General features: G+C 75.3%; 22 protein-coding genes. 15 read left to right on the top strand and 7 right to left on the bottom strand.

The features are described 5' to 3' along the window. The first annotated feature begins 75 nt into the window (after positions 1-75). From ggt to F7Q99_RS23600, 3 genes are all read left to right on the top strand, one after another. Positions 76-1863: a gamma-glutamyltransferase gene (gene ggt / locus F7Q99_RS23590; RefSeq protein ID WP_153464544.1), complete on the top strand. Its 1788-nt coding sequence runs from the start codon at positions 76-78 to the stop codon at positions 1861-1863. 145 nt (positions 1864-2008) lie between these two features. Beyond that, entirely contained in the window at positions 2009-2812 is an 804-nt protein-coding gene (locus F7Q99_RS23595; RefSeq protein ID WP_326847025.1) for an exodeoxyribonuclease III, read from the top strand. 164 nt (positions 2813-2976) lie between these two features. Further along, entirely contained in the window at positions 2977-3561 is a 585-nt protein-coding gene (locus F7Q99_RS23600) for a hypothetical protein (protein WP_153464546.1), read from the top strand. A gap of 75 nt (positions 3562-3636) precedes the next feature. Here F7Q99_RS23600 and F7Q99_RS23605 read toward each other — a convergent pair whose 3' ends face one another. Further along, positions 3637-4329 carry a lysoplasmalogenase gene (locus tag F7Q99_RS23605; protein WP_230210300.1) on the bottom strand — a complete coding sequence of 231 codons (693 nt, stop codon included), beginning with the start codon at positions 4327-4329 and terminating at the stop codon, positions 3637-3639. 264 nt (positions 4330-4593) lie between these two features. Here F7Q99_RS23605 and F7Q99_RS23610 point away from each other — a divergent pair, with 264 nt between their 5' ends. Beyond that, positions 4594-6333 (top strand): DUF2398 family protein, encoded by a 1740-nt coding sequence (locus F7Q99_RS23610; protein ID WP_195911152.1) that lies wholly within the window; start codon positions 4594-4596, stop codon positions 6331-6333. 133 nt (positions 6334-6466) lie between these two features. Here F7Q99_RS23610 and F7Q99_RS23615 read toward each other — a convergent pair whose 3' ends face one another. Next, complete coding sequence (locus tag F7Q99_RS23615) at positions 6467-6646, bottom strand: hypothetical protein (RefSeq protein WP_153464550.1); 180 nt, start codon at positions 6644-6646, stop codon at positions 6467-6469. A 515-nt stretch (positions 6647-7161) separates the two neighbouring features. Between F7Q99_RS23615 and F7Q99_RS23620 the strand changes: the two genes are divergently transcribed. Next, positions 7162-8532: a sulfite oxidase gene (locus F7Q99_RS23620; RefSeq protein ID WP_230210301.1), complete on the top strand. Its 1371-nt coding sequence runs from the start codon at positions 7162-7164 to the stop codon at positions 8530-8532. 24 nt (positions 8533-8556) lie between these two features. Here F7Q99_RS23620 and F7Q99_RS23625 read toward each other — a convergent pair whose 3' ends face one another. Both F7Q99_RS23625 and F7Q99_RS23630 read right to left on the bottom strand, forming a co-directional pair. Further along, positions 8557-9207, bottom strand: coding sequence for a TetR/AcrR family transcriptional regulator (locus F7Q99_RS23625; protein ID WP_326847026.1), 651 nt, complete (start codon positions 9205-9207; stop codon positions 8557-8559). A 98-nt stretch (positions 9208-9305) separates the two neighbouring features. Further along, positions 9306-10214: an acyl-CoA thioesterase gene (locus F7Q99_RS23630; protein ID WP_407697821.1), complete on the bottom strand. Its 909-nt coding sequence runs from the start codon at positions 10212-10214 to the stop codon at positions 9306-9308. Between the two features lie 138 nt (positions 10215-10352). On the opposite strand from F7Q99_RS23630, the gene F7Q99_RS23635 reads away from it, so the two are divergent. Together F7Q99_RS23635 and F7Q99_RS23640 are read left to right on the top strand one after the other, a co-directional pair. After that, complete coding sequence (locus F7Q99_RS23635) at positions 10353-11717, top strand: SWIM zinc finger family protein (protein ID WP_153464556.1); 1365 nt, start codon at positions 10353-10355, stop codon at positions 11715-11717. Beyond that, positions 11714-14452 (top strand): DUF7824 domain-containing protein, encoded by a 2739-nt coding sequence (locus F7Q99_RS23640; protein ID WP_153464558.1) that lies wholly within the window; start codon positions 11714-11716, stop codon positions 14450-14452. Before F7Q99_RS23635 ends, F7Q99_RS23640 begins: the two co-directional genes overlap by 4 nt. A gap of 56 nt (positions 14453-14508) precedes the next feature. Here F7Q99_RS23640 and F7Q99_RS23645 read toward each other — a convergent pair whose 3' ends face one another. From F7Q99_RS23645 to F7Q99_RS23655, 3 genes are all read right to left on the bottom strand, one after another. Continuing rightward, positions 14509-15726: an MBL fold metallo-hydrolase gene (locus F7Q99_RS23645; RefSeq protein ID WP_153466550.1), complete on the bottom strand. Its 1218-nt coding sequence runs from the start codon at positions 15724-15726 to the stop codon at positions 14509-14511. Positions 15727-16017: 291 nt separating this feature from the next. After that, positions 16018-16470: a MaoC family dehydratase gene (locus tag F7Q99_RS23650; RefSeq protein ID WP_326847027.1), complete on the bottom strand. Its 453-nt coding sequence runs from the start codon at positions 16468-16470 to the stop codon at positions 16018-16020. Positions 16471-16633: 163 nt separating this feature from the next. After that, entirely contained in the window at positions 16634-17062 is a 429-nt protein-coding gene (locus F7Q99_RS23655) for a pyridoxamine 5'-phosphate oxidase family protein (RefSeq protein WP_153464562.1), read from the bottom strand. Positions 17063-17210: 148 nt separating this feature from the next. Here F7Q99_RS23655 and F7Q99_RS23660 point away from each other — a divergent pair, with 148 nt between their 5' ends. The 8 genes from F7Q99_RS23660 to F7Q99_RS23695 all read left to right on the top strand — a co-directional run bounded on the left by F7Q99_RS23660 (position 17211) and on the right by F7Q99_RS23695 (position 25357). Then, positions 17211-18071 carry a hypothetical protein gene (locus F7Q99_RS23660; protein WP_153464564.1) on the top strand — a complete coding sequence of 287 codons (861 nt, stop codon included), beginning with the start codon at positions 17211-17213 and terminating at the stop codon, positions 18069-18071. Between the two features lie 194 nt (positions 18072-18265). Next, positions 18266-18832: a hypothetical protein gene (locus tag F7Q99_RS23665; RefSeq protein WP_153464565.1), complete on the top strand. Its 567-nt coding sequence runs from the start codon at positions 18266-18268 to the stop codon at positions 18830-18832. Then, the gene (locus F7Q99_RS23670) at positions 18826-19758 is read left to right on the top strand and encodes a hypothetical protein (RefSeq protein ID WP_153464567.1); all 933 of its coding nucleotides are present in this window, start codon (positions 18826-18828) and stop codon (positions 19756-19758) included. Before F7Q99_RS23665 ends, F7Q99_RS23670 begins: the two co-directional genes overlap by 7 nt. Positions 19759-19854: 96 nt before the next feature. Continuing rightward, complete coding sequence (locus tag F7Q99_RS23675) at positions 19855-20679, top strand: SAF domain-containing protein (RefSeq protein ID WP_153464569.1); 825 nt, start codon at positions 19855-19857, stop codon at positions 20677-20679. After that, positions 20679-21905: a hypothetical protein gene (locus tag F7Q99_RS40470; protein WP_195911153.1), complete on the top strand. Its 1227-nt coding sequence runs from the start codon at positions 20679-20681 to the stop codon at positions 21903-21905. The genes F7Q99_RS23675 and F7Q99_RS40470 overlap by 1 nt, the downstream gene beginning before the upstream one ends. Continuing rightward, a complete protein-coding gene (locus F7Q99_RS23685; RefSeq protein WP_326847028.1) occupies positions 21895-23505 on the top strand; it encodes a CpaF family protein in 1611 nt (536 codons plus the stop codon). The genes F7Q99_RS40470 and F7Q99_RS23685 overlap by 11 nt, the downstream gene beginning before the upstream one ends. Then, on the top strand, positions 23502-24482 hold the full coding sequence (locus F7Q99_RS23690; protein WP_230210302.1) for a type II secretion system F family protein: 981 nt from the start codon (positions 23502-23504) through the stop codon (positions 24480-24482). The genes F7Q99_RS23685 and F7Q99_RS23690 overlap by 4 nt, the downstream gene beginning before the upstream one ends. Beyond that, complete coding sequence (locus F7Q99_RS23695; RefSeq protein ID WP_153464571.1) at positions 24479-25357, top strand: serine/threonine-protein kinase; 879 nt, start codon at positions 24479-24481, stop codon at positions 25355-25357. The genes F7Q99_RS23690 and F7Q99_RS23695 overlap by 4 nt, the downstream gene beginning before the upstream one ends. Positions 25358-25442 lie beyond the last annotated feature (85 nt).

Genomic DNA, 25442 nt, shown 5'->3' on the forward strand with positions numbered 1-25442 from the left:
TAGCAGTGCGATGTGGTTGTCGGGACCTCGCCTCCTGTGAAACAACGGAGTTGACGTCGACTCAGGAGGACTCGGATGAGGGCTCTGACCCGTCTCGCTCCACCGCTGCTGCTCGCCACCGCCCTGGTCTGGTCCTCCGCCGGACCGGCCGGGGCGGCGGCGCCGCCGGCCAAGGTCCCCGAGGCGGTGGGCTGGGGCGGGGCGGTGTCCACCGTCTCGGTCGACGCCACCGCCGCCGGGATCGAGGTGCTCCGCGCGGGCGGCAACGCGGTCGACGCGGCCGTCGCCGCGGCAGCCGCCCTGGGCGTCACCGAGCCGTACTCCTCCGGCATCGGCGGCGGCGGGTACTTCGTCTACTACGACCACGCCACCGGCCGGGTGCACACCGTCGACGGCCGGGAGACGGCCGCCCGGACCGCCGACGAGGGGCTGTTCCTGGAGGGCGGCAAGCCGCTCGCCTTCCCCGACGCCGTCACCAGCGGCCTGTCCGTCGGCGTCCCCGGCACCGCCGCCACCTGGGACGCCGCCCTGCGGGAGTGGGGCAGCCGCTCGCTCGCCGACAACCTCCGGCCCGCCGAGCGGATCGCCGACGACGGCTTCGTCGTGAACCCGACCTTCCGCGGCATGACCGAGGACAACTACGCCCGGTTCAAGGACTTCCCCGCCACCGCCTCGCTCTTCCTGCCCGGCGGCAGGCTACCCGAGGTCGGCTCCGTGCTGCGCAACCCCGACCTCGCCGCCACCTACCGGCAACTCGGCAAGGACGGCGTCAAGGCCTTCTACCAGGGCGACATCGGCCGGGACGTCGTCAACACCCTCCAGCACCCGCCCGTCGACCCCGCCTCCGGCCGCCGGGCCCGCCCCGGCACGGTGGACGCCGCCGACCTCGCCGCCTACCAGGTCCGCCGGCAGGCCCCCACCCACGTCGCCTACCGCGACTACGACGTCTTCTCGATCGCCCCGTCCAGCTCCGGCGGCACCACCGTCGGCGAGGCGCTCGGCGTCCTGGAAGACGGCGACGTGTCCGCCTACGGCGGCACGCAGTACTACCACCACTTCCTGGAGGCCTCCCGGATCGCCTTCGCCGACCGGAACCGCTGGGTCGGCGACCCGCGCTTCTCCGACGTCCCCGTGAAGGGCCTGCTCTCGCCCCGCTACGCGGCCTCCCGGGCCTGCCTGATCAGCCCCGACCGCGCGCTCACCAGCCCGCTCGCCCCCGGCGACGCGCACCACCCGGCCGACTGCGCCGACACCGGGCAGGCCGTCCCCGAGCCCTACGAGGGCCAGAACACCACCCACCTCACCGTGGCCGACCGCTGGGGCAACGTCGTCGCCTACACCCTGTCCATCGAGCAGACCGGCGGCAGCGGCATCACCGTCCCCGGCCGCGGCTTCCTGCTCAACAACGAGCTGACCGACTTCGACTTCGCCCCGCTCGCCGCCGGCGTGCCCGACCCCAACCTGCCCGGGCCCGGCAAGCGGCCGCGCTCCTCGATGTCGCCGACCGTCGTCCTGCGCGACGGCGAGCCGCTGCTCGCCACCGGCAGCCCCGGCGGCGCGACCATCATCACCACCACCCTGCAGGTGCTGCTCGGCCGCCTCGACCGCGGGCTGAGCCTGGAGCAGGCGATCGCCGCGCCGCGCGCCAGCCAGCGCAACAGCGCCGCCACACAGGCCGAGCCGGGCTTCCTCGCGCTGCCCGAGCGATCGGCCCTGGAGGCGCTGGGGCACCGGTTCGCCACGGTGAACGAGATCGGCGCCGCCACCGGCGTCGAACGGCTGCCGGACGGCCGCTGGGCGGCCGCCGCCGAACCCGCCCGGCGGGGCGGCGGCTCGGCCGCGGTGGTCCGGCCGACGGGCTGAGCCCGCGGACCGGGCCCGCGGACCGGGCCCGTGACCTGCGTCCGCCGGGATTGTCGGCGGCGGGCGGTATGTTCGGGATGGGTGCCCGGCCGGCCGTGCCGGGTGCCCAGCCCCGTCCGAAACCCACCCGGGAAGGCCGCCCGCCGTGACCGTCCGCATCGCCACCTGGAACATCAACTCCGTCACCGCGCGGCTGCCCAAGCTCCTGGAGTGGCTGGAGAGCGCCAAGCCCGACGTGCTCTGCCTCCAGGAGCTCAAGTGCGCGGCCGACGCCTTCCCGTACGAGGAGGTCCGGGCGCTCGGCTACGAGACCGCCGCCCACGGCACCGGCCGCTGGAACGGCGTCGCGATCGTCTCCCGGCTCGGCCTCGACGACGTCGTCCGCGACCTGCCCGGCCAGCCCGGCTACCTCGCCGACGACGCCCTGCTGCCCGCCGTCGAGCCCCGGGCGATCGCCGCCACCTGCGGCCCCGTCCGGGTCTGGTCCGTCTACGTGCCCAACGGCCGCGAGGTCGACCACGCCCACTACCGCTACAAGCTGGAGTGGCTGGAGGCCCTGCGCAAGGCCTGCGCCGAGGACGCCGCCGGCCCGCGCCCGTTCGCCGTCCTCGGGGACTTCAACATCGCCCCCGGTGACGAGGACGTCTACGACGTCGCCGCCTTCGAGGGCCTCACCCACGTGACCCCGGCCGAGCGGGCCGCGCTGGAGGCCCTCGGCGAGGTCGGCCTGCACGACGTGGTGCCCCGCCCGCTCAAGTACGACCACCCGTTCACGTACTGGGACTACCGCCAGCTGGCCTTCCCGAAGAACCGGGGCATGCGCATCGACCTCACCTACGCCAACAAGCCCTTCGCCGACGCCGTCGGCGACAGCTACGTGGACCGCGAGGCCCGCAAGGGCAAGGGCACGTCGGACCACGCCCCGGTCGTGGTGGACCTCGATCTGTGACAGCCGTGCCGGTCACAGCGAGTGAGGGGCGGTAACTCGAACGGGCCTGACCGGTGGCCGGGTGCGGGGGGGCTGCCTAGCGTCGGTGGGTGACCGGGCGCAGTTGCTCGACCACGTGGACATCGGAGTCCCCGGCTGCGCCCGAGAATCCCGGAGGTTCCGGCATGCGCCCCACGCGTACGGCCGCCGCCCTGATCGGCGCCACGGTGCTGACCGGCCTGACGGCCCCCCTCGCGTCCGCCAGGGACGGCGCGGCCTCGGTCAGCCCGTCCCAGGCCGCACCGGGTCAGACGGTGACGGTCACGGTCTCCTGCGAGAAGTCGGACAAGCCCGAAGCCAAGACCATCACCGCCCACTCCGCCGCCTTCGAGGGCGGCCCGGCCACCCTCACCCTGGGCTCGGACGGCAAGCACACCGGCTCCGCCCGCCTGGCGGGGCAGCACGCCGGGGACAGCAAGGTCGACGGCACCTGCCCGGACGGCGGCGCGTTCTCCACCAGCGTGACGGTCACCAGTGTCGAGGCCGGCGCGCCCGACAAGGGACTCGGCGACTGGGGCAAAGCGGCGGGGGAGTGGGCCGGTTCGCTCGGCCAGTCCGGCGCCGGGAGCCAGCAGGTCGCCCCGCACGGCGCCGTGAAGACCGGCCTCGGCGGCTCGGTGGCGGCCGACCCGGCCGAGCTGGTCGGCGGCCTCGCGCTGGTGGCGGGCGGCGTCGGCGGCTTCTGGCTGCTGCGGCGACGCGGTGCCTGATGGGCCGTCGCGCAACTCCGCACGCGTGTCCTCCGCGCCGCCAGGCCGACCGTGCCCGGCGGCGCGGACGTGTCGTCAGGCCCGCCGCCGCTCCGCTTCCAGGGTGCCGCTGGTCAGCAGGTACTGGGCCAGGATGTACGTCGCCATGATCCAGAACTGATGCCCCGGCAGCTCCCGCCACTTCGCCAGCTTGGTCGCGATCAGCGTGTCCGAGAGCAGGAACAGCGCGCCGCCCAGGCCCGTCCGCCAGCCCAGCCCGGCCGAGGTCACGGCGGTGGAGGCGAGCAGCAGGCTGTAGCCCGCGACCGGCATCCTGAGTTCCCCGAGGTCCGGCCAGAGCTGCCCGATCATGCCCGCCCAGGCCGTCGCGTACGCGGCCGCGACCACCAGGGCGCGCTTGCGGTCGGTCAGCGCCCCGCGCTGGACGAACATCGTCACGTAGCACACGTGCGCCGCCGCGAAGGAACCCATGCCGGCCAGGAACGCCGTGTCGTCGCCCAGCTGGAGCAGGACGTCCCCGGCCGCGCTCGCGAGCAGCGCCGGCGCCAGCAGCTTCGGCGCCTCCCGCTCCTCCGCCGCCGCGGCCGTGACGCTGTGGGCGGCCAGCAGCGGCATCAGGGCCGGCTTGGTGGCGTGCTTCAGCACCGAGGTGCCCGAGAGGATCGCGCCCAGATGCGTCGCCGACGTGGCCGCGAAGCCGCCCAGCAGGCCGGTGGCCGAGCGCAGGCGCCCACCGAGGACGGCACGGGTGGTCGTACTGATGCTCATACGGCTGCTGACCTCCGGGAGCGGGCGGGAGCGAGGGGGCGTGAAGGGGCTGGGGGCGTGGCCCCCCGCGCTCGCACCCTAGGCGACCCGTCCGCGCGGCGGAAGACCGGGGTTACCGGCGCGTAGCCTCACCGGCGTCCGCCGATGACGGCCGGGCCCCGCGACCCGCGGCCGGGCACCCTACCGGAGGACGGGCGGCCACTTCGCCGCGAGGCCCGGTTGCTGCCACCGAGGACCAGGCCACCGTCTAGTCTGGTCCCCGACATGGAGCAGCAGGAGTACGCGACCGGCACCACCCGGGTGGCCGGCAGCAGGCCGTACGGGCGAAACGGCGGGGCGGGCCGGGAGGCCACCGACGCCGCCCTCGCCGTACGCGAAGCCGCTCCTGATCCGGTGCGTGACAGCCGTCCTGACGGACCGGAGGAGACGCCCGCCGTCCTCTCGCCCGACCCCGGGCTGCTCCGGCTGGCCCACTGGTTCGTCGCCGCCACCCCCGGCACCGCCGACGACCTCTGCACCGCCTCCTTCGGCCTCTACCCGGCCCGGCACCACGGCGTCCCCGCCGACGCGGCCGCCGACGCCGACGTCAGCTGGTGGCACGGCCCCACCGCCCACGCCGGCGCCGTCCGGCGCTCCCGCGAGGCCCGCCCCGCCCGCGGCCTGCGCCGCGCCCGCCGGGACGCCGCCGCGCTGCCCGTCGTCCGCTCAGGGGCGAAGCCGGGCACGCCCGGCAGGCACCGCAAGCCCGAGCTGACCCGGACCGTGCCCGGTGCGCACGACCGTTCCGGCCAGGAGCCGCCGGGTGGCGACCGGGTCCCCGTGGACCGGCTGACCGCCGAACGGCGGATCGCCGCCCGGCTGCTGCTCGCCCACCCGCTGGTCACCGCGTCCGGCCCGCACGCCGACGGCTTTCCGCTGATCCACCGTCACCACGACTGGCTCACCGAGCGCTTCGACACCCTGCTCGGCTACCGCCTCGTCGTCGGCCCCCGGCACGCCCGACTCGGCAAGGCGGGCCTCGGCCCCGGCGCCGCCCGCCGCCTCGAACACCCCGGCACCGGCGCCCCGTTCACCCCCGCCGGGTACGCCCAGCTCGCCCTCGCGCTCGCGCTGCTCGTCGACGCCCCCGAACACCTCCCGTACGGGCGGCTGCTCGACGCCATGCGCACCACCGCACCCGGACTGGCCGCCGCGCCCGCCGACCGCACCATGGCCCTCGCCGCGCTTGCCGACTGGCAGGTGCTCGCTGGCCTGCCGGCCGATCCGGGTGATGCGGCCGCGGTGCTCACCGTCGACCGTGAACTCGCCCGCGCCGTCCCGGCCGGACCACCCGGCCTCGCCGCCGACGCCGCCGACCTGATCCGCCGCGCCGCCGACGCCGAACCCGCCACCGCCGTCCGCCGCCTCCTCGCCGAGACCCCCGCCGTCCTCGCCGCCGACCTCCCCGAGGACCAGCGCGCCTGGCTCCGCGAGCACCGGCTCAGCGGGCCGGCGGCGCTCGCCGAATTCCTGGGCCTGGAAACCGAGTCGAGGGCGGAAGGGGTGGCGCTGCTGGACCCGGCGGACGAACTCACCGACCTCGCCCTGCCGGGTGCGGGCACGCTGCCCCAGGCCGCCCTGCTCCTCGTCGAGCGCCTCGTCGAGGAGGTCCGCCCGCTCCCGGGCGAGCCCACCGACGGCGACGTGCCGATCCCCGACGCGCTGATAGACGGCGTCCTCGGCGACATCGCGGACGAGTACGGTCTGCGGGCCGGCTGGCGCCGCGACTACCTCGCCGACCGCACCGCCCTGCGCCGCGACGCCCTCGACCTGCTCCACCGCCTCGGCCTGGTCACCCCCGCCCGCTGCGATACCCGCCCCCCGGCCTGGCTCCTGCGCCCACCCGCCGCCCGCTACGCCCCCGCGCCCGACCTCCACGCCACCGCGCCCAGCACCGGCCGCCACTGCAGGCCCGCCTCGACCGTGCCCGCCCCGACCGGCGAGCGCTACCAGGAACCCGCGTAAGGGCCTGCCCTCGGGGTCAATTTTTGTCCCGCGTGGCCTGGGCGCTGCTCGTCCGGGGTGGAGCCTCCTGGGCCCGGAAATGCGGGAGCACCGCGTCCGGAGGCGGACCGCGGTGCTGGTGAGGGCCGGTGGACTATCTGTCGGCGGTGGCCGTCGCCACGGTGGCCTTCTGGACGGTTTCCACGGTGGCGCCGACGCCGAGGGTGCCGAGGGCGATGGAGGCGAGGACGGCGGCGCAGGCGAGGAGGCGGCGGTGGCGCTGGGGGAGCGGGAAGCGCGGTTCCTGGTAGGTCGCCGGAGGGTTGGCGTTCATGCCGGAGAGGTTGGCAGGGCGGCGTGAACGGTCGGTACGCCCGGGTGAAGTCCGGACGGGGGTTGGGCGTCGGTTGGGACGGATGCGTCCTACCCCTCCTGGAGGGAGTGTCGTGCCTGGTCAGGCAGGCCGTGTTTCTCGTGGGGGCGGAGCCCGCCGGGTTCGCCGGTGCGGCTTTCGGCCGTTCGGGCCGGGCGTCGCCGATTGCCTTTCGCGGCGCCCGTCGCGGCCCTAGGATCCGGAGACGTGACCGGGGCGTGCCGTGCCGTGGAGCCGTCCGGGCGGAACGCCGTCCGGGCCGTCCGGACAGCCGTGTGCCCGTTCGTGTGGTGCCCGCTCGTGTGTCGTCCGAGTGGCTCCAGCTGTTCCCGCCGTTCGAGATCCCGCTGATCCCCCGGTCCCCGGCCGGGGTGCTCTCCGCCCGCGCGTGCCGCCCCGGTCCGGCCCTGCCCCGCCTCCGGCCCCGGCGGCGCGCTCCCCCGATCCGCCTACCATGGCAGTGAAGGAGTCCGATCATGGCCGACGACGTCCACGTTCCTCCCGATCAGGTCGGCCCCGCCGAGCAGATCGACGAAGCCGCGTACGACCGCCTGCGCCGCCGCCAGTGGCTGGCCGGCGAGGCGCGTGCCGACGGCGTCGACCGGCGCACGCTGCTGCGGCTGCTCTCCGCCGCCGGCGTGGTCACCACGCCCGCGCTCGCCGACACCGCCCTCGCGCCGTCCCAGGCCTCCGCCGACGGTCCGGTCGCTGCTGCCGGAGCCGCCACCGGTCCGGTGCCCGGGATCGTCAAGCCGCTGCCCGCGGAGTGGTTCGTGCCGCACGGCACCAACGCCGAGATGCGCTGGGACGCGCTGCGCGACACGGACGGCGGCACCGGCATCGGCCGTCACATCCCGGTGGAGCGGTTCTTCGTCCGCAACCACACCAGCACCCCGCTGATCGACCCCGACACCTGGCGGCTGAAGCTGTTCGGCACCGGCCTGAGCGGCGCCCCGACCGCCGACCGGCCGGTCGAGTTCTCCCTCGCCGACCTGCGGTCCCTGCCCGCCGCCCGGATCAGCGCCCTGATGGAGTGCGCCGGCAACGCCCGCAGCTACTTCCTGACCCAGCAGCACCAGGCCGTCCCGGGCACGCCGTGGACGCTGGGCGGCGTCGGCTCGGCCAGCTGGCGCGGCGTCCGGCTGGCGGACGTGCTGCGGGAGGCCGGGCTGGCCCCGGGCGCGGTGGACCTGCTGCCCACCGGCCTCGACCCGTCCTACGTCGTCGGAGGCACCGACTACGGCCCGGTGCGCCGCCCGCTGCCGCTCGCCAAGGCGCTGGAGGACGTGCTGCTCGCCTACGAGATGAACGGCGAGCCGCTGACCCCGGACCACGGCGCGCCCGCCCGGCTGGTGGTGCCGGGCTGGGTGGGCATCGCCTCGATCAAGTGGCTCGGCTCGATCGAGGTGGCCGACGGGCCGCTGTACTCGCCGTGGAACACGGACTTCTACCGGATGTTCGGCCCCGACTACCCGCCGGGCGGCGGCGTCCCGCTGACCGACCAGGTGGCGAAGAGCGCCTTCGAACTGGCCGCCGGCGCCGTGCTGGAGGCGGGCAGCACGCACCGGCTCCACGGCCGCTCGTGGTCGGGCGCGGCCGCGGTGCGCCGCGTCGAGGTGAGCAGCGACGGCGGCAGGACCTGGCGGCGCGCCGAGCTGCGCGACGAGCCGCGTGCCCACAACTGGACGCGCTGGACCTTTGACTGGCGCCCCGAGCGGCCCGGCCCGTACGAGCTGCGCGCCCGCACGACCGACCGCCGGGGCAACACGCAGCCGCGGACGGCGGTGTTCAACCGCGAGGGCTACCTGTTCGGCGCGGTGGTGGCCCACCCGGTGACGGTGGTCTGACGGCCTGAAGGGCCGCCGCGTGGTCTAGACCGTGGACCGGACCTCGTACGGCGCCGGGTACGGCGTCTCGTACGGGGTCAGCACCAGCCGCACCACGTCCTCCAGCCGCCGCCGGGCGTCCCCGAGGGTGGTGCGGCCGGTCACCCACGCGGTCAGCTCGCCCTGCCAGGCGTGCCCCACGATGTGGCGCACCAGATCGCTCGCGGCGGCCGGCACCTCGCCCATCAGCGCCTGGAGCGCGGCGCTGTCGGCGCGGGCCATGCCCTGCAGGGCCTCGCTGGCGAAGGGGTCGGTCGAGGCGGCGACGGCCACCCGCAGCCGGGCCAGTTCGGGCTGGCGCTGGTAGGCCCGCATCCCGCCGCGGACGAACCGCACCGCCCGGTCGGTGGCCCCCAGTCCCGCCCGCGGCCCGCGCAGCTCGGCCACCAGGTCGGCCAGCAGCAGGCGGTGCCACTCGGCGATCGCCGCCGCCAGGAGGTGGTCCTTGGAGGAGAAGTAGCGGTACGCCGTCCCCAGGGCGACTCCGGAGCGCTCGCAGACCTGCTTCATCTGCAGCCGCTCGACGCCGATCTCGTTCACCAGGGCGAGCGCCGCCGCGATCAGGCCTTCGCGGCGTTCGAGCTGACGCGGAGACATCGCCTCCACCGGCCGTGGTGACAGGTCAACCTTGGTCACCCGCACCATGATACGGGCCGGGGCCGCTCAGGAGTATGACACCGACCGGCACCCGTCCGTTCGCCGGGCGGACACGCGGCCCGCCGGCGCCCGTGCGGTCAGCGGAGCTCGCGGATCAGCGCCTCCTGGACGGCGGACGCGACCAGCCGCCCGTCCCGGTCGTAGAACTCGCCGAGCGACAGCCCCCGGCCGTCCGAGGAGGACGGGCTGCGCTGGGCGAACAGCAGCCACTCGTCGGCCCGGAACGGGCGGTGGAACCACATCGCGTGGTCCAGCGAGGCCATCAGCAGCCGGAGCGGCTGGCCGGACTCGACGCGCTGGAAGAAGTTCGGTTGCACGTGCAGCCCGGCGGTGGAGGCCAGGGTGAGGTCGGACAGGTAGGTGAGCGCGCAGACGTGCAGCAGCGGGTCGCCGTCCGGCAGCGGGGAGCCGGTGCGCATCCAGACGAACTGCTCCGGCATCCCCGGGACGGCGGGCGGCACGCCGGGCGCGTCCGGCGGGACGAACCGCATCTCCAGCTCGCGGAAGCCCTCGGTCCGGGCGAGGGCCGCGCGGGAGGCCTCGTCCCAGAGCGAGAAGGCGTCCGGCAGTTCCTCCGGGCCGGGCACCGGGGGCAGCCCGCGCTGCCGGTCGGCGGCGGGCTCGGGGCGTTTGAACGAGGCGGAGAGGGTGAAGATCGCTTCCCCGTTCTGCACCGCCGTCACCCGGCGGGTGGTGTACGACATTCCGTCGCGGACCTGGTCGACCTCGTAGCGGATCGGCTCGGTGGGATCGCCGGGCAGCAGGAAGTAGCTGTGCAGGGAGTGCACCGCGCGGTCGTCGTCGCAGGTGCGCCCGGCGGCGGTCAGCGCCTGCGCGGCGACCTGGCCGCCGAAGGCGCGCATCGGTGCCCCGGCGTGGCAACGGCCCCGGAACGTGTTCTCGTCCAGCCGCTCGATCTCCAGCAGTCCGGCGAACGAGCCGGCCGGGCCGACGGCCCGTCTTTCCTGTTCGGTCAGGTCTGTCACGGGGCCCATAGTGGCAGAAGCCAACCGTGTGGCGGTGTGACCTGGGTAACCTTCAGGAGGTTAGCCGTCTTGTAGAACCTGTTTCAGTCGCTGGTGCCGGCCGATGGGTTGTCAGTGCCCTCACCTAGCGTGCTCGGCATGACGCAATCCGCACACGCGTACGCCTATCTGCGCCCCTCGGCCGTCCTCGACGGTGTCGACGGCCGTCGCCTCGACCTGGCCACCTCCGGCGGCGCCACCCCGCTCGGGGCGGCGGCGAACCCGCGGTTCTTCGCGGGCTTCCTCGCCGACCCGGCGCCGGCCGCGGCCGCCCTGCTCGCCGTCGCGGACGTCGCCGCCGCCCGCTACTACCAGCCGCAGCTGCGCGCCTCGCTCGACCCGGTGGTCACCGCCAACGGGGACCGGCTGCGCTTCGAGTCCTTCTCCGGCTGCTGCGGCGTCTACGCCCGGCTCGACGTGCTCCAGGCCGGGCTGGACGGCGACGACATCGGCCACGGCACCACCAACGTGGACGTCAACAACCCATTGCGGGAGGCGCTGACCCGGATCGGCCCGGCCGATCCGCTGCACCTCGCGGTCGGGCCGGACGCCCTGGAGGTCACCACCTTCGACGGGCCGCTGGTCGAGAAGAAGGTGCCGCTGCCGGAGCGCTGGCTGCGCGGCTTCGCCGAGACGCAGGTCACCGCCGCGGGCTTCGACCTGCGGGCCGAGCTGCCCGCCGCCGAGGCGGTCCGCTTCCTGCGCTCGCTGCCGCGCGGCGGACGCAGCAGCGTCGGCTGGGTCGTCCCGGCCGGGCGCACCCTGCGGCCGACCACCCGCCCGGTGCCCGGCGCCGTCTGCCTGCCCGGCCCCGAGCGGCTGGTGGCGCTCCAGCGGGTGCTGCGGCACGCGCTCGCGCTGCGGGTGTACGGGCCCGCGGCCGCCTCCGGCCCCGCCGCGTCCGCGTGGGAAGTGGTGCTGCCCGGCATGCGGCTCACCCTGACCCTGTCGCCCGACGCCTCCCGCGGCTTCTCCGGCGAGGGGGGAGTGCTCGGCGCCCTGGCCACCGGCACCGCCGAGCAGGACGCCGAGTTCGTCGCGGTGCTGCTCGCCTGGGAGCCGCGGATCGAGATCGCCGACCTGGCCGAGCAGTCCGGGCTCACCCCGGAGCGGGTGCGGGCCGCGCTCACCCGGCTCGGCACGGCCGGGCAGATCGGCTACGACACCGCCGAGGCCGCGTACTTCCACCGGCAGCTTCCGTACGACGCCGGGCGGGCCGAGGCGGCCAACCCGCGGCTGCGGGCCGCGCGGGCGCTCGTCGCGGCGGGCGCGGTGCGGCTGGAGGAGGGCGGCGCCACGGCCCTCGTCACGGTGGACGACCACGTCCAGCGGGTGCGGACGGACGAGGCGGGCCGGGTGAGCTGCACCTGCCTTTGGTGGGCCAAGTACCGCGGCGGGCGCGGGCCGTGCAAGCACGCGCTCGCGGTCGGGATCGTGCGGGAGACCGAAGGGGCCGGAGCGTGAGTGCGGTGGAGGATCCGGTGACGGGCGACGTGACGGAGTCGTCGGAGGCCGCGGACCCGGTCGGGGAGCTGCTGGACGCCGTCCGGTCGGGGCTCTCGTCCGGCGTTCCGAAGCTCGTGGCCGCGCTGGATCCGATACAGCGGCGGGCGTGTCTGCCCGGGCTGAAGGCCATGCGCGCGGCGATCCGGGGCGATTGGTCGCAGGTGGCGAGCGCGCGGGCGAGTGCCCTGCTGGTCGCCGGCGCCGGGTGTCACGCGGGCGCGGCGGGGGCCGCGACGTGGATCGGCGGCCGGGACCTCAGCGGTCGCGTCGGGCGCCTGCCCTCCGAAGTGGCGGAAGTCGTCGAGGCGCAGCCGGTGGAGTGGCAGGCCGAGGTGGTCACCCGGCTCGCCGCCCGGCCGGCCCCCCGCTGGGGTTGGACGCTCTACCCGCTGATCGCGTCGGTGGTGCGGCGCACCGGCTGCGCGGTGCCGGAGAGCGAGGCGTTCGTCCGCGAGTGGATGCGGGAGAAGACCGGCGGCTCCGGCCCCCGCCCGGTGCTCGTCGAGGTGCTGCGCGCCGACCCGTTCGCCCCGGTGCTGCTGCCCCGGATGTTCGAACTCGCCGACATCGGCGACATGTTCTCCGGGTGGTTCGGCCTGCGCCCCGAGGAGGCCTGGGTCGGGGCGATGGCCGAGCTGGCCGAGAGTGGCGTGCTGGACCGGGCCGACCTGATCGACCGCTGCCTGGCCCGGCTGCTGCGCGGCGGAAAGCCCGCCGACCAGCGGATCTTCGTTGACATGCTGCGCGCCCTCGCGCTCACGCCCGAGGAGTACGCCGCCCGCGCGCGGGACCTGGTGGCGCTGCTGGACGGGCTGTCGGTGCTCGCCGGGTACGCCCAGGAGGTGCTGGCCGGGCTGGACGAGGCCGGGCTGATCGAGCCCGAACTGCTGGGCGAGGCCTCGGCGGTGGTGCTGTTCCGGGCCGAGAAGAAGCTGGTGCGCGCCCAGTTGGGATGGCTGGACAAGGCTGCCCGGCGTTCGCCCGAGCGGGCGGGCACGGTCGTGCTCGCCGCGGCCGAGGCCTTCGGGTACGCGGATTCGGGCGTCCAGGAGCGGGCGTTGAACGTCGTGGCCCGTCACCTCAAGGCGGCCGGGAGTGCGGTGCTGCCCGAACTCCGCTTCGCCGCCGAGGCGCTGAACCCCGTCCACCACCCGCGTGCGGGCGAGCTGTTCGGCGCGCCGGTCGGCGGGGACGACCCGGACACCGGGTGGAGCGAGCTGCTGCCGCCCGCCCCCGAACCGCTCCCGCTCGGGGTACCGATCGCGTCGCCGGTGGAGGTCGCGGAGGAGCTGTCCGCGCTGCTCGCCTCGCAGGAGCCGGAGGTGGCGGTCTTCGAGCGCGTGCTCGACGGGCTGGTCCGGCACGCGTGCGAGGACCGCGCCGCGCTCGTCGAGGCGCTGGAGCCGGTCCTGCGGGTGCACCCGTGGTACGGGGGCACGCGCTGGCAGGACTGCGGGCCGCGGGACGTCCTCTACGTCGCGGTGGCGGTGGCCGGGCGGGTTTCGACGCGCCGGCCACGGGACTGCCCGGACGGCGACAGCCGCTCGCCGTTGAGCGGCCGACACGAAACCGTGTACGGCCGGGTGTTCGCCGCCAGGCTGGAGGAGGCCGCCTGGCAGGTGACCTCCACCAAGCCCCCCTACCTGCTGGCCACACCGACGGACGCGACCGGCGCGCTGGACGCCGCGGTGCTGGTCGAGCGGCTGGCCGGGTACGAGGCGGCGGGTGTGACGCCGGGCCAGGCCGACCTGTGCGCCGCCCTGCTGCGGGTGGGGCCGGCCGCGGACGGCGAGGTGCTCCGCGCGGCCGAGGCGCTGACCACGCCGGCCGGGCGGTGGGCCGCCCACTGGATACGCACCGGCGGCCTGCCCGCCCAGCCGTCCGAGCGGGTGATCTTCGCGCCGTCCCGCAGCTCGCGGCCGAGCCACTTCTACGGCGAGCGCTGGTGGGAGGCCCTGCGGCGGGTCGCGGTCGCCCAGCCCGGCATCGGCGACGGGCCGAAGGGCCCGGACGGCCAAGGGCTCGACGCCGAGTTCAGGGCGCTGCTGGCCGCCACCGAGCCGAGCGTCGACCGGGCCCGGAAGCTCTCGATGTGGAGCTGGCAACCCACCGCGCACTGGGTGGCGATGCTCCCGTGGCGCCGGGAGGAGCTGTCCGCCCACTGGCTCGACCTGTTCGCCGCCGCCGCCGACCGCGACGAGCGGGGCGCCGGGCGGCTGCTGCCCGTCCTCGCCGAGGCCGGCGGCCCGGCCGGGCTCGCGTTGCACCTGGTCGTCGCGTACGGCCTGGGCGCCCGCCACACCGAGGACCGCACGGCCGCCGTCGACGCGTTCCTCGTGCTCGCCGCCCGCGGCGACCTCGACGGCGCGCTGCTCGGGCGCGAGCTGGGCGCGCTGGTCGACTGCGGCGCGGTGAAGCCCACCCGGCTCGCCGCGGCGCTCTCGCTGGCAGCCGGCACGGGCGCGTACGGGACGGTCTGGTCGGTGCTCGCCGCCGCGCTGCCCGCCCTGCTGGCCGGCGACCGGATCACGCGCGGTCTCGGCGACCTGGTGGCCATCGCGGCCGACTGCGCCCGCCGGACGGGCGCGCGCGGCCCGATCGAGGAGGTGACGGCGACGGCGGCCGCGGCCGGGTCGGGCCGCGTGGTCAAGGAGGCCCGGGCGCTGCGGGACGTGCTGGCGGGTGGCAGGTAGCGGCTGCGCGGGTAACAGATGACAGAAGACAGATGACAGATTTCAGCGAACAGATTTCAGCCGACAGATTTTGAAATCTGTTCGCTGACTCCCTGCGCCTCCGCCCGCGTCTGCTCCCGCTCCCGCTCCGGCAGCGCCCGCCCGTCCCGGCCCGGCGGCTCGGTGCCTCGCGGCGCGGTGGCGACCGCCCGCCACCACAGTCGCAGCGCTGGCGGGTCCACCGGTTCGAACGGCTTGCCCGGCCGGGGCGCCGCCAGCCGGGCACCCAGCGCGTGGGCCGCCGTGACCACCCGCTCGGCGGGCTCCTCCCACGGATGCAGCGCGAGGTTGAAGGTGCACCAGTGGATCGGCAGCAGCAGCGCGCCGCCCAGGTCCAGATGGGCCCGGACGCCCTCCTCGGGCGTCATGTGCACCTCGGGCCAGAAGTCGCTGTACGCGCCGACCTGGATCATCGTCGCGTCGAACGGTCCGAGCCGCCGGCCGATGTCGGCGAAGCCGGGGAAGTAGCCGGTGTCCCCGCTGTGGAAGATCCGGTGCCCGCCGCCGGCCACCACCCAGGACGCCCACAGGAACAGCGTGCTGGTGCGCGGGCCGCGGCTGCAGTAGTGCCGGGCGGGCGTGGCGGTCAGGGTCAGCCCGGCGACCTCGGCGGACTCCCACCAGTCCAGCTCGACGATCCGCTCGGCCGGCACCCCCCAGTGCTCCAGGTGCGCGCCGACCCCGAGCGGCACGGCGAACACCGTGCCCGTCCCGTTGAGGGCGCGGATGGTGCCCATGTCGAGGTGGTCGTAGTGGTCGTGCGAGACCACCACGACGTCCACCGGCCCGAGTTCGGACAGCGGCAGCGGCACCGGGTGCAGCCGCTTGGGGCCCGTCCAGCCGAACGGGGAGCAGCGCTCGCCCCACACCGGGTCGAGCAGCACCCGGCGCCCGCCGATCTCGGCGAGGACGGTGGCGTGGCCGAGCCAGGTGAGCCGCAGGCCGGAGTCGGGCGGCGTGGCCAGGTCGACCGGGAGCAGCCGGTGCACCGGCACGGCGGCGGCCGGGGCGCGGCGGGTCTTGTCGCCGGTGAGCTGGGCCCGGGTGATCTCCAGCGGGCTGCGCTCGTACACCAGGCGGCGGGTGGGCAGCGGGTTGCGGAAGGCGCCGTCGGCGAACTGGGGCGAGCGGTGGACCCGGGCCAGCCGTTCGCCGCGCGGCTCGGCCCCGAAGGCGTCGGTCCGGACCCGGTGCCAGGCCGCGCGGGGGAGCCCGGCGAGGCCGGGCCCGGTCAGGCCGGTGCCGGGGCCGGTGGACGGAGGGACGAGCTGAGAGCTCAGACCGGCGAGGCGGGAGAACCACGAGACGGTGCGGGGCACGGTTCCTCCAGGGACGGTCACGGCTACCGGGCATGCCCGGGGACGCACCGCCGGCGGTGAGGCCGGTGCGGTGCGACAACCATCTCGTCGGAGATTACTCGCCGTGAGCCGTTCGGACCTGGTGAAGGGCCCCGTGCGGGCCAATCGGCGTACGGGCGGCCGTACGACGACCCGGAGGTGCTCAGGCGTCTCAGGCGCTCAGGCGCCTCAGGCGTAGAAGCGGGTGATCGTCTCCGCCACGCAGTGCGGCTTGGCGCTCTCCGCGCTGGTGATGGTGAACCGCACGACGGCCTGGACCCCGCCCGGCACCTCGGTGGCCGAGACCAGTTCGGCGGTGGCCCGGATCGCGGTGCCGACCGGCACCGGCGCGGGGAAGCGCACCTTCTCCGAGCCGTAGTTCAGCGCCATCCGCACGCCCTCGACGCTGTAGCACTCCTTGGCGAGCACCGGGATCATCGACTGGGTCAGGTAGCCGTGCGCGATGGTCGAGCCGAACCGGCTCTCCTTGGCCCGCTCCGGGTCCACGTGGATCCACTGGTGGTCGCCGGTGGCCTCGGCGAACAGGTCGATCTGCCGCTGCTCGATGGTGTGCCACTCGCTGGTGCCCAGCTCGGTGCCGACGGCGGCGGTGAGGTCGGCGAGGGAGGCGAAGCTCGTCACGATGCGCTCCTGGAGGGGGGACGGGCCGGGTGGCCCGGTGATCAGGACGTCGGGCAGCGTATGCCTACCCGCCGGTACCTGTCAGGAGTCGAGCCGAGAACCCACCCTCAGAAGGTGCGGCAACAGAAGGACCTGTACGAGGCGTGACTGCACAGCGCACGAATCAGAAGCACGGTACCCCGCGCCCGGTCGGGCGCAGCCGGCGCCCGCTGACCAGCTCCGGCACCAGCGCGACGAACATCGGCTCCGGATCGCCCACCCACGGCCGCAGCCCGGACCGCAGCGCCCGCCGCAGCTGCTCGGGGTCGCCCAGCACGTCCGCCCGCCCGTGTACCAGCACGCTCCAGCCGGTCCGGGTGACCGGGTCCAGCAGGTCCGCCTGGAAGGCCACCACCGTGCCGTCAAGCCCGCGCGCGGTGGAACTTCCCCGGCGCACGGCGAGCAGGAGCCGCCCGTCCGCGACCTCGAAGGAGACCGGCAGGACGGCCGGCAGCGCGTGCTCGGTGTACACCACGCGCCCGACGGGCACGGTGCTGAGCAGGCGCAGGCACTCGGTCTCGCTCAGGATTTCCACACGGTCGTCACACTCCATGCGCCCGATGGTCCTCCGGCCGGCGCGCGGGCCGACAGGGCCCATGGTCCCTGAGCGGTGGGGCCGGGAGCCCCGTCGGCGGGCGCCGTGAGCGGTAGCCTGCCCCGGCGGGGCGGCCCCGGGAGGCCGGGGCCGGCGAGGAGGGGGCGTGCGGATGGTCGGCGGGGTCGATCTGGTGGTGATCGGGGCGGACGGCGGCCCCGATCGGGGCTTCGGCGGTTCGGCGCACGCGCCGGAGGGCGCCCGGCTGCTGGCCGAGGTCCTGCCCGGGATGTTCTTCGACGCCGGCGCGGGCGGCTGCCGGGTCACCTCCGTGGAGCCGGACGCGGACGCCAACGCGATGCTCACCGCAGTCCGTTCGGGGGCCCAGCACCCGGGCCGCTGGCTGCTGGTCTGCCTGGTCGGCCAGCTGGTCGCCGACCCGCGCGGGCGCCGGCTCGCCCTGGTGACCGGCGGCAGCACCGCCGACAACGCCTACCGGCGCGGCCTGGCCTGGGACTGGGTGGTCAGCGCGATGGTGCACGGCGACCAGGAGGAGGCGCTGCTGCTGGTCGACGCGGTTGCCGACCGGGACACCTGGGCGGCGCTGGAGCGCGGCGGCGGCGAGGAAAGCGCGGGCGAACTGCTGAGCTACTCGCGCGTCCCGCTCTGGGGCCGGATAGGCCGCTACACCCCGGGCAGACGCGGCCGGGACGCCGTACTACCGGGTGGCGAGGGCTCGTTCAGCCGCGCCCTGACGGCCGTGCTGCGCCAGGGCCTGCCGGGCGCTCCCGCCGCCGTAGGCCCGCTGGACCTGCAACCGGCCGTTGCGGCGCTGCTGAACGGCGCGGAACCGGCCGGAAGTTCGGGTGCGCCGGGCGCGCGCCTGCTCGTTCCGCCGGAGGGCGGGCGCCTGTTGATGCGCAATCGCGCGGCGGTGCGGGGCGCATTGGCCGGATTGTCGCTTTCGGAAGAACTGTTGGCTGTTCTGTGGCGCGAAAGCGCCCCGACGGATCCGCCTTCCGCGTAAGGTCAGGGGGCCCGAGGTGTTGCCGTGATGGGGTGGGTTGGCGAAGAATCGATGCCCCGCGGAAACATCGGTGGGACGGCGGAGTTCTTCCGGCGGCCACGGAACTCGATCGGGTTCGGTCGCGATGAGGTGGGGCGATGAGGCAGCGCGGAAATGTGTTGCGCCCTGGGGCGGTTGGGGTCGGTGGGGTGGTCTTGGCGATGCTGCTGGGTGCCTGTGCGAGCAGCGGTGCCGGCGGTTCCGTGGATCGTCTCGGGACGGGCGCGCCCACGGTTGCGGGGGTGAACCCGGTAACTCCTTCGGGTGGTTCCGTAAACGCCCGGATCGCGCCGACCAGCGGGCCCGAGGGATCCGCCGGACGCCTCGCCCTGAAGACCTATCAGGACTGGTGGCAGGCCCAGGCCGACGCATTCGGGCGAACGGATTCGGACGGAATCGCTCTGGAGACGTATTCCTCCGGCAAGGCTCTCGCCGACACTCTCCTGGGACTCCGTCAACTCCACGACACCAAACTGGTGATGGCCGGTGCCCCGCGCAATTCCGCCGCCGTCACGGCGGTCGACCTGAAGGCCGATCCGCGGACCGCGGTGATCGAGGACTGCCTCGACGTGTCGGACTGGCGCCGGGTGGACGCCGTCACCAAGGCGGAGAGGGAACCGGTGGGGCGGGTGAACCGCTACGTGGCGACGGCATCCCTGCGCTGGTTCCAGGCACGCTGGCTGATCTACGACTTCAAGCGGGAGGCGGACCGGACATGCTGAACACCAGGAACCCGGCACGACGATTCGCACTCCTCGCGCCGTTATCGGCGGGGCTGTTGCTGACGTCGGCGGTCCCGGCGATCGCGGACGAACCGCCGGGCGGAGGAGCCGAGCAGTGCGCCCCGACCGTGATCTGCGGGGGCGTCAACGGCGGGGCGAACAAGCCCACCGGCGGTGGCGGGGGAGGCGGTGGTGGCGGGGGCGGCAGCAGCGACGGCCCGCTGCTGTGCAGCTACCACGGGGTGGAACATCCCTGCCATGACCCGGAGATGGGCTGGTTCAGCAACAGCACCGGCTGCTACTACACCACCGTCGACAAGCCGGCCGGCGACCCCGCGTGGAAGGGGCACAAGCCGTCGGAGGGCGCGCTGTATCTGCCGTCCTGTCCGCAGGGCGGCGGGTGGGGCCCGGCCGAGATCGAGTTCCACGAGACGGCGCCGGCCGCGCCGCCGCCGGATCCGCGGGCGATGGCCATGCAGATTCTGAAGGACAGGATGCCCTTCCCGGCCCCCGCACCGGCCGCCGCGCCGCTCGGCACGGCCGTCGTGAAGTCGCCGGTCTGGCTCTGGGTGAACGGCCACCAGGCACCGCAGCAGATGTCCCTGACGCTCCAGGGCGTCACCGTCACCGTCACGCCCAGGCTGAAGAGCGTGCTCTGGAACTTCAGCGAGAAGTACTCGGTGACGTGCGACAGGCCCGGCACGCCGTACGACCCGGCCTACGGCGCGGCCAAGTCGCCCGACTGCGGCTTCGAGTTCCCGACCGGCTCGGCGGGCGAGCCCGGCGGCGCCTTCACCGTGAACGCCACCGCGAACTGGGTCGGCGAGGTCACCGTCACCGGCCTGAACACCAGGAAGTTCGAGATCCCGATGCCGCAGAACGCGAGCTTCCGGCTCAAGGTCGCCGAGGTGCAGGTCCTCAACTGACCGCCCCGGCACGCCAGCACACCCACGCCAGCACACCCGAAGAGCCGCACGACGACGAACGCAGCCGCACGACGACACGCGAAAGGCCGGAACCCGGTGGAGAACCGTACGTACGCGACGCCGGGATCCGGCACACCCGCAGGCACCGCCGTGTCCGTGGCCGTCCCGGAGCAGGGCCAGGGCTCGCCCCAGGGCAAGGGCGGGGCCAAGGGGCGCGCCACCCCGCACGCCCCCGCCCGGACCCTGCGGGCCCGGCGGCGCCGTCCGGCGGTGCTGGCCATGTCGGTCGCGCTGATCGCCGCCGGCGGGCTGGGCGGGGCGGTCCTCTACAACAGCACCGGCCAGCGGGTCGCCGTACTCGCACTCGCCCGCGACGTCCCGTACGGACAGGTGATCACCGACGACGACCTCGTCGTGGCCCGGATCGCGAGCGACCCGGTGCTGCGCCCGGTGTCGGCCCAGGACCGGGCCGGCGCGATCGGCATGCGGGCCGCCACCGACCTCAAGCGCGGCGCGATGCTGACCAAGGGGGATCTGGCCCAGACGCTGTCCGTCCAGCCGGGCCAGATCGTGGTCGGCGTTTCGGCCCGGCGCAGCCAGCTGCCCGCCTCCCGGCTCCAGCCCGGGATGCAGGTCGTCCTGGTGTACACCCCGGACAACGGCCGGTCCGACTCGCTGACCGCGACGGTCATCACGGTGGGGCGGCCGGACACCGACGGCAGCCTCGTGCTCGACGTGGCCGTCGCCGCGGCGGACGGCACCAAGCTGGCGCAGTGGGTGGCCAGCGGGCGGATCCAGGTGCTGCTGGCCCCCCGAGCGGCCGCCGGCGGCGGCGCGGCGCCCTCCGCGGCTCCGTCCGGCACGGCGAGCAGCGCCCCCACGGCCGGGGCGAGCCCCACCGCCGCGGCGGGAGGGGCCTGATGGCGGTGATCGCGGTGGCCGGCGGCCCGGGCGCGCCCGGCGCGACCACGACCGCGCTGGCGCTGCTGCTGGCCTGGCCGCTGCCGCCCGGGCGCCGGATCGTGCTGGTCGAGGCCGACCCGGACGGCGGCGCGGTGCTCGCGGGCGCCCTGGAGGGCCGGGTCGAGGCGGTGTACGGGCTGCGCAACCTGGCGATCGCCGACCGCCGCGGACTGCTCGCCCAGACGCTCTGGGAGCAGCTGATCGACCTCTCGCCGGAGGGCACCGCGCAGCGGCTCCTGCTGCCCGGGCTGACCGACCCCGCCCAGGCGCCCGGCCTCGCCTACACCTGGGAGCCGCTCGCCGAGGTGCTGCACGGGCTCGAACAGCAGGGCTACGACGTCATCGTGGACCTCGGCCGCTCCGGCGCCACCGGCCCGAGCGCCGTGCTGGCCCGCCGGGCGGACGTGGTCGCCGTGACCGTGCGGACCACGCTGCGCGGGCTGAGCTCGGCGCGGCCCCGGCTGTCCGCGCTCGCCGAGGACCTGGCGGCGGCCGGCACCGGGGCGGACGCGCTCGGGCTGCTGCTGGTCGCCGAGGGGCCATACTCGGCGGCGGAGGTGTCGCGCGAGTTCGGCCTGCCAGTGCTCGGGCTGCTGCCGCACGCCGTGCGCACCGCGCGGGTGCTCTCCGACGGCGGGGACGTCACCGACCGGCGGTTCATCCGCTCGGAGCTGATGCGGACGGCGCGCACGGCGGCGGACGAGGTGCAGTTGGCGGTGCGCCGGCGGCGGCAGCGGCTTGCGCCGTCCGCCGCGCCGGTACAGCCGGTACCGGGGCGGATCGCGCCGCCGGTTCCGTCACCGTCACCGATTCCGTCACCGATTCCGGCGCCGGTGCCGCCGTCCATGGCCTCACCGGCGGCAACGCCGATGACGTCACCCGTGCCGTCGCCGTCAGGGCCCGAGGGGGAACCGCTGTCGTACGCACCGCCGCAGCCGGTCCCGCCGGTGATCGTCACCGGCCCGGTGGCGCCGCTCGCCGGGCTGGCTCCGCACCCGGCCGCACCCGCTCCGTTCCCGGGCCCCGTCCAACCGCACCAGCAGGTCCCGTACCCGCAGCAGGTCCAGTACCCGCACGAGGGCCCGTATCCGGAGCAGCACCCGAACCAAGCCGCCGACGACCAGGGCGGGGCTCCGGTGAACGGGCGGCCCTACGGCTCCGGGGAGGTGCTCCGTGCGCGGTAGCCCCCTGCACCAGCGCCCGTCGGCCGACCCGGCCGCGCTCCCGTGGTCGGCGCCGCTGCTCCAACCGGGCCCGGTCCGCCCGCAGGCCGTGTCCGACGGCCGGCCGGCCGCGCCCCAGCCGACGGCGTACACCGCGCCGACACCCACCGCGCCCACGCCCACCGCCGTCCCGTCCCAGCTGCCGTCGCTCGACCTGCGCGGCGCCGCCACCCGGCCGGCCGTCGACCCGCAGGTGGCCCGCGAGCTCAAGCGCCAGGTCGCGGCCGAACTGCACCAGCAGATCACGCGGTTGACCGCCGGCTCCGGCGCCGAGCCGGACCGCGCCACCCGCCGCCAGCGCGGCCGGGCGCTGATCGAGGAGGCCGTCGCCCGCTGGTCCGACGCCTACGCGCAGACCCACGGCATCCCGCCCACCCGGGAGCAGGACCGCGCGCTCGCCGAGGCCGTCTTCGACCTGCTGTTCCGGGCCGGGCGGCTCCAGCCCTACCTGGACGACCCCGAGATCGAGAACATCCTGATCAACGGCTGCGACGACGTCTGGGTCTCCCGGGTGCACCAACCGCTGCGCCAGGTCCCGCCGGTGGCCGACAGCGACGCCGAACTCGTCGAGCTGCTCCAGGACCTGGCCCGCCAGCACGGCGGCGGCGAGCGCAGCCTCTCCACCGCCAGCCCGACCCTCGCCCTGCGCCTGGAGGGCGGCATGCGCCTCCAGGCGCTCACCGAGGTGACCCCCCGCCCGTACGTGGCGATCCGGCGCCACCGGGTGGCCTCCGCGACGCTGCCCGAGATGGTCCAACTCGGCACCCTGGACGGCACCCTGGCCGCCTTCCTGGCCGCGGCGATCCGGGCCCGGAAGAACGTGATGATCACCGGCACCCAGGGCGTCGGCAAGACCAGCCTGCTGCGCGCGATGGCCGCCGAGATCCCGCCGGACGAGCGGATCGGTACCCTGGAATCGGAGTTCGAGCTCTGGCTGCACACCCTCGGCCACCTGCGCCAGGTCGTCCCGATGGAGGCCCGCGAGGGCAACGGCGAGCGCGTCGAGGGCCGCCTGGCGGGCGAGTTGACGATCGGCGACCTCATCCCGGCCGCCCTGCGGATGACGCTCTCGCGGATCATCGTCGGCGAGGTCCGCTCCGGCGAGGTCGTCCCGATGCTGCGCGTCATGACCAACGGTGAGGGCGGCTCGATGTGCACCCTGCACGCGCGCGGGCCGCACATGGTCGTCGACCGCATCGCCGAACTCTGCCTGGAGTACGGCTCGCACATGACCGACGCCCTCGCCTACCGGCTCACCGCCAATGCCCTGGACCTGATCGTGCACGTCGCCATGGTCGACGAGACGGCCGTCGGCGGGCGCCGGCACCGCTTCGTCTCGCACGTCCTGGAGGTCACCGGCCTCGGCGAGAGCGGGCGGCCCGCGCTGAACACCGTGTTCGGCCCGCGCCCGGAGCTCGGCGAGCCGCGGGCCGTCCCGCACACCCCGCCGCAGTGTCTGGACGACCTGCGCCGTGCCGGCTTCGACGCCTCGCTGCTCGGCTCCCGGTACGGGAGTTGGGCCGCCCCGCTCCAGCTGCGGATCGGCGGTGGCACCCGATGATGCTGCTCTTCGTGCTGTGCGGGCTGCTGGTCGCGGCCGGGCTGGTCGCGCTGGTGGCCTGGGCCCGCGGCAGTGAGCAGGCGGACGACCAGGACGGAGGGGACGGCGAGGAGCGGGACAACCCACTGGCCGGCCGCGCCCACGTGCTCTGGTACGGCGCACCCGGTACCGCCCCCGCCCGGATGGTGCGGCTGCGCCGGATCCAGCTGCCGCTCGCGCTCCTCGGCGGGCCGCTGGCCTGGTTGTTCACCGGCGTGCCGCTGACCGCCCTCCTGGCGGCACTGGCCGTGTTCGGCCTGCCCTGGCTGTTCGACACCACCCGCTCGGACACCCACCGGATCGAACGCCTGGAGGCGCTCTCCGAGTGGACCCAGCGCATCGCCGACGTGCTGCTGCTCGGCGTCGGCCTCAACCAGGCGATCGTCACCAGCCGCCGCACCGCCCCCGCGGCCCTGGAGGACGAGATCGGCGAGCTCGCCGCCCGGCTGCAGGCCCGCTGGCGGCCCGAGGAGGCGCTGCGCGCCTTCGCCGACAGCCTCGCCGACGCCACCGCCGACAAGGTGCTGGCCGCGCTCGTCCTGCGCGCTGGCGACAGCGGCCCAGGCCTCGCCCGCGCGCTCGCCGACATGGCCGACTCGGTGCGCGAGGAGGTCCGCCAGCGCCGCGCCATCGAGGCCGACCGCGCCAAGCACCGCACCACCATCCGCTGGCTGGTCGGCATCATCACGCTGGTCGTCACCATCGGCGCGTTCAACACCGACTACACCCGGCCCTACAGCACGCTGGTCGGGCAGATCGTGCTCGCCGTCGTGGCCGCGCTGTTCGTGGCGATCATCGCCTGGATGCGCGCGCTCGCCGCCCACCCGCCGGTGCCCCGGCTGCTGGTGGCCGACCGGCGCAGCCGTACCGGCCGCCACCGGCCCGCCCGCGACGAGGCCGCCGACGGTCCGTCCGAACTGCTGCGGGAGGCCCGGTGATCTCCCCCTGGTCCGTTCTGGCCGGCGCCGTCGCGGCCGGCGGCCTCGCCCTGCTGATCTCCGAACTGCGGCCCGCGCCACCGGACCTGCGCCAGGCCCTGGACCGGCTGCACCGCGCCCCCGCGGACCGGCCGGAGGACCCGGACGAGCGCCCGCGCTGGTACGACCGGGTCGGCGAGCGCTCCGTCACCCTGCGCGGAGTGCGCGTCCCGCACCGCGAACTGGCCCTGATCGGCCGCACCCCGGCCCGTTTCATGGTGCACAAGCTGCTGTTCGCCGTGATTGGCCTGATGCTGCCCGCCTACCTCGCCGCGATGGCCGCGCTGACGGGCATCGCCCTGCCGTTCGCCATGCCGCTGGTCGCCGGGCCGCTGCTGGCCGCGCTGCTCTGGTTCGTCCCCGACGCCATCGTCAGCGGCGAGGCCAAGGAGGCGCGCACCGAGTACCTGCACGGCATCGCCGCCTACCTCGAACTCGTCGCGCTGGAACGGGCCGCCGACTGCGGGCCCGCCGAGGCGCTGCGCCGGGCCGCCTCGGTCGGACGCGGCACCGTGTTCCTGCGGATCCGCGACGCCCTCGACCGGGCCGCCACCGACCGGCTGCCGCCGTGGGCCGGACTGGACGCGCTGGCCGCCGAACTCGGCCTCACCCCGCTCCAGGACGTCGCCGACATCATGCGCCTGTCCGGCACCGACGGCGCCGCCGTGTACGACACCCTGCGGGCCCGCGCCAAGGGCCTGCGCGGCGAACTGCTCGCGGAGGACCTGGCCCGCGCCAACGCCGACAGCGAGCGGATGGTCGCGCCCGGGTCCGCGCTGACCCTGCTGATGACCGTCCTGATCGTCTTTCCCGCGCTCCACCAGATGCTCGCCTGATGCCCGTCCACCGGGCGAGCGCCTGCCACCGACCTCACCCCTGGAGACCCCGATGACCGTACGACCGGCCGTACGACCGGACACT

This window comes from Streptomyces kaniharaensis (genome assembly GCF_009569385.1).
Lineage (GTDB): Bacteria > Actinomycetota > Actinomycetes > Streptomycetales > Streptomycetaceae > Kitasatospora > Kitasatospora kaniharaensis.

Excerpts from the sequence above, each read along its gene's own strand:
- ggt (WP_153464544.1), top strand. The coding sequence starts at position 76 with ATGAGGGCTCTGACCCGTCTCGCTCCACCGCTGCTGCTCGCCACCGCC.
- F7Q99_RS23600 (WP_153464546.1), top strand. The coding sequence starts at position 2,977 with ATGCGCCCCACGCGTACGGCCGCCGCCCTGATCGGCGCCACGGTGCTG.
- F7Q99_RS23605 (WP_230210300.1), bottom strand. The coding sequence starts at position 4,329 with ATGAGCATCAGTACGACCACCCGTGCCGTCCTCGGTGGGCGCCTGCGC.
- F7Q99_RS23610 (WP_195911152.1), top strand. The coding sequence starts at position 4,594 with ATGGAGCAGCAGGAGTACGCGACCGGCACCACCCGGGTGGCCGGCAGC.
- F7Q99_RS23615 (WP_153464550.1), bottom strand. The coding sequence starts at position 6,646 with ATGAACGCCAACCCTCCGGCGACCTACCAGGAACCGCGCTTCCCGCTC.
- F7Q99_RS23620 (WP_230210301.1), top strand. The coding sequence starts at position 7,162 with ATGGCCGACGACGTCCACGTTCCTCCCGATCAGGTCGGCCCCGCCGAG.
- F7Q99_RS23635 (WP_153464556.1), top strand. The coding sequence starts at position 10,353 with ATGACGCAATCCGCACACGCGTACGCCTATCTGCGCCCCTCGGCCGTC.
- F7Q99_RS23655 (WP_153464562.1), bottom strand. The coding sequence starts at position 17,062 with ATGGAGTGTGACGACCGTGTGGAAATCCTGAGCGAGACCGAGTGCCTG.
- F7Q99_RS23670 (WP_153464567.1), top strand. The coding sequence starts at position 18,826 with ATGCTGAACACCAGGAACCCGGCACGACGATTCGCACTCCTCGCGCCG.
- F7Q99_RS40470 (WP_195911153.1), top strand. The coding sequence starts at position 20,679 with ATGGCGGTGATCGCGGTGGCCGGCGGCCCGGGCGCGCCCGGCGCGACC.
- F7Q99_RS23690 (WP_230210302.1), top strand. The coding sequence starts at position 23,502 with ATGATGCTGCTCTTCGTGCTGTGCGGGCTGCTGGTCGCGGCCGGGCTG.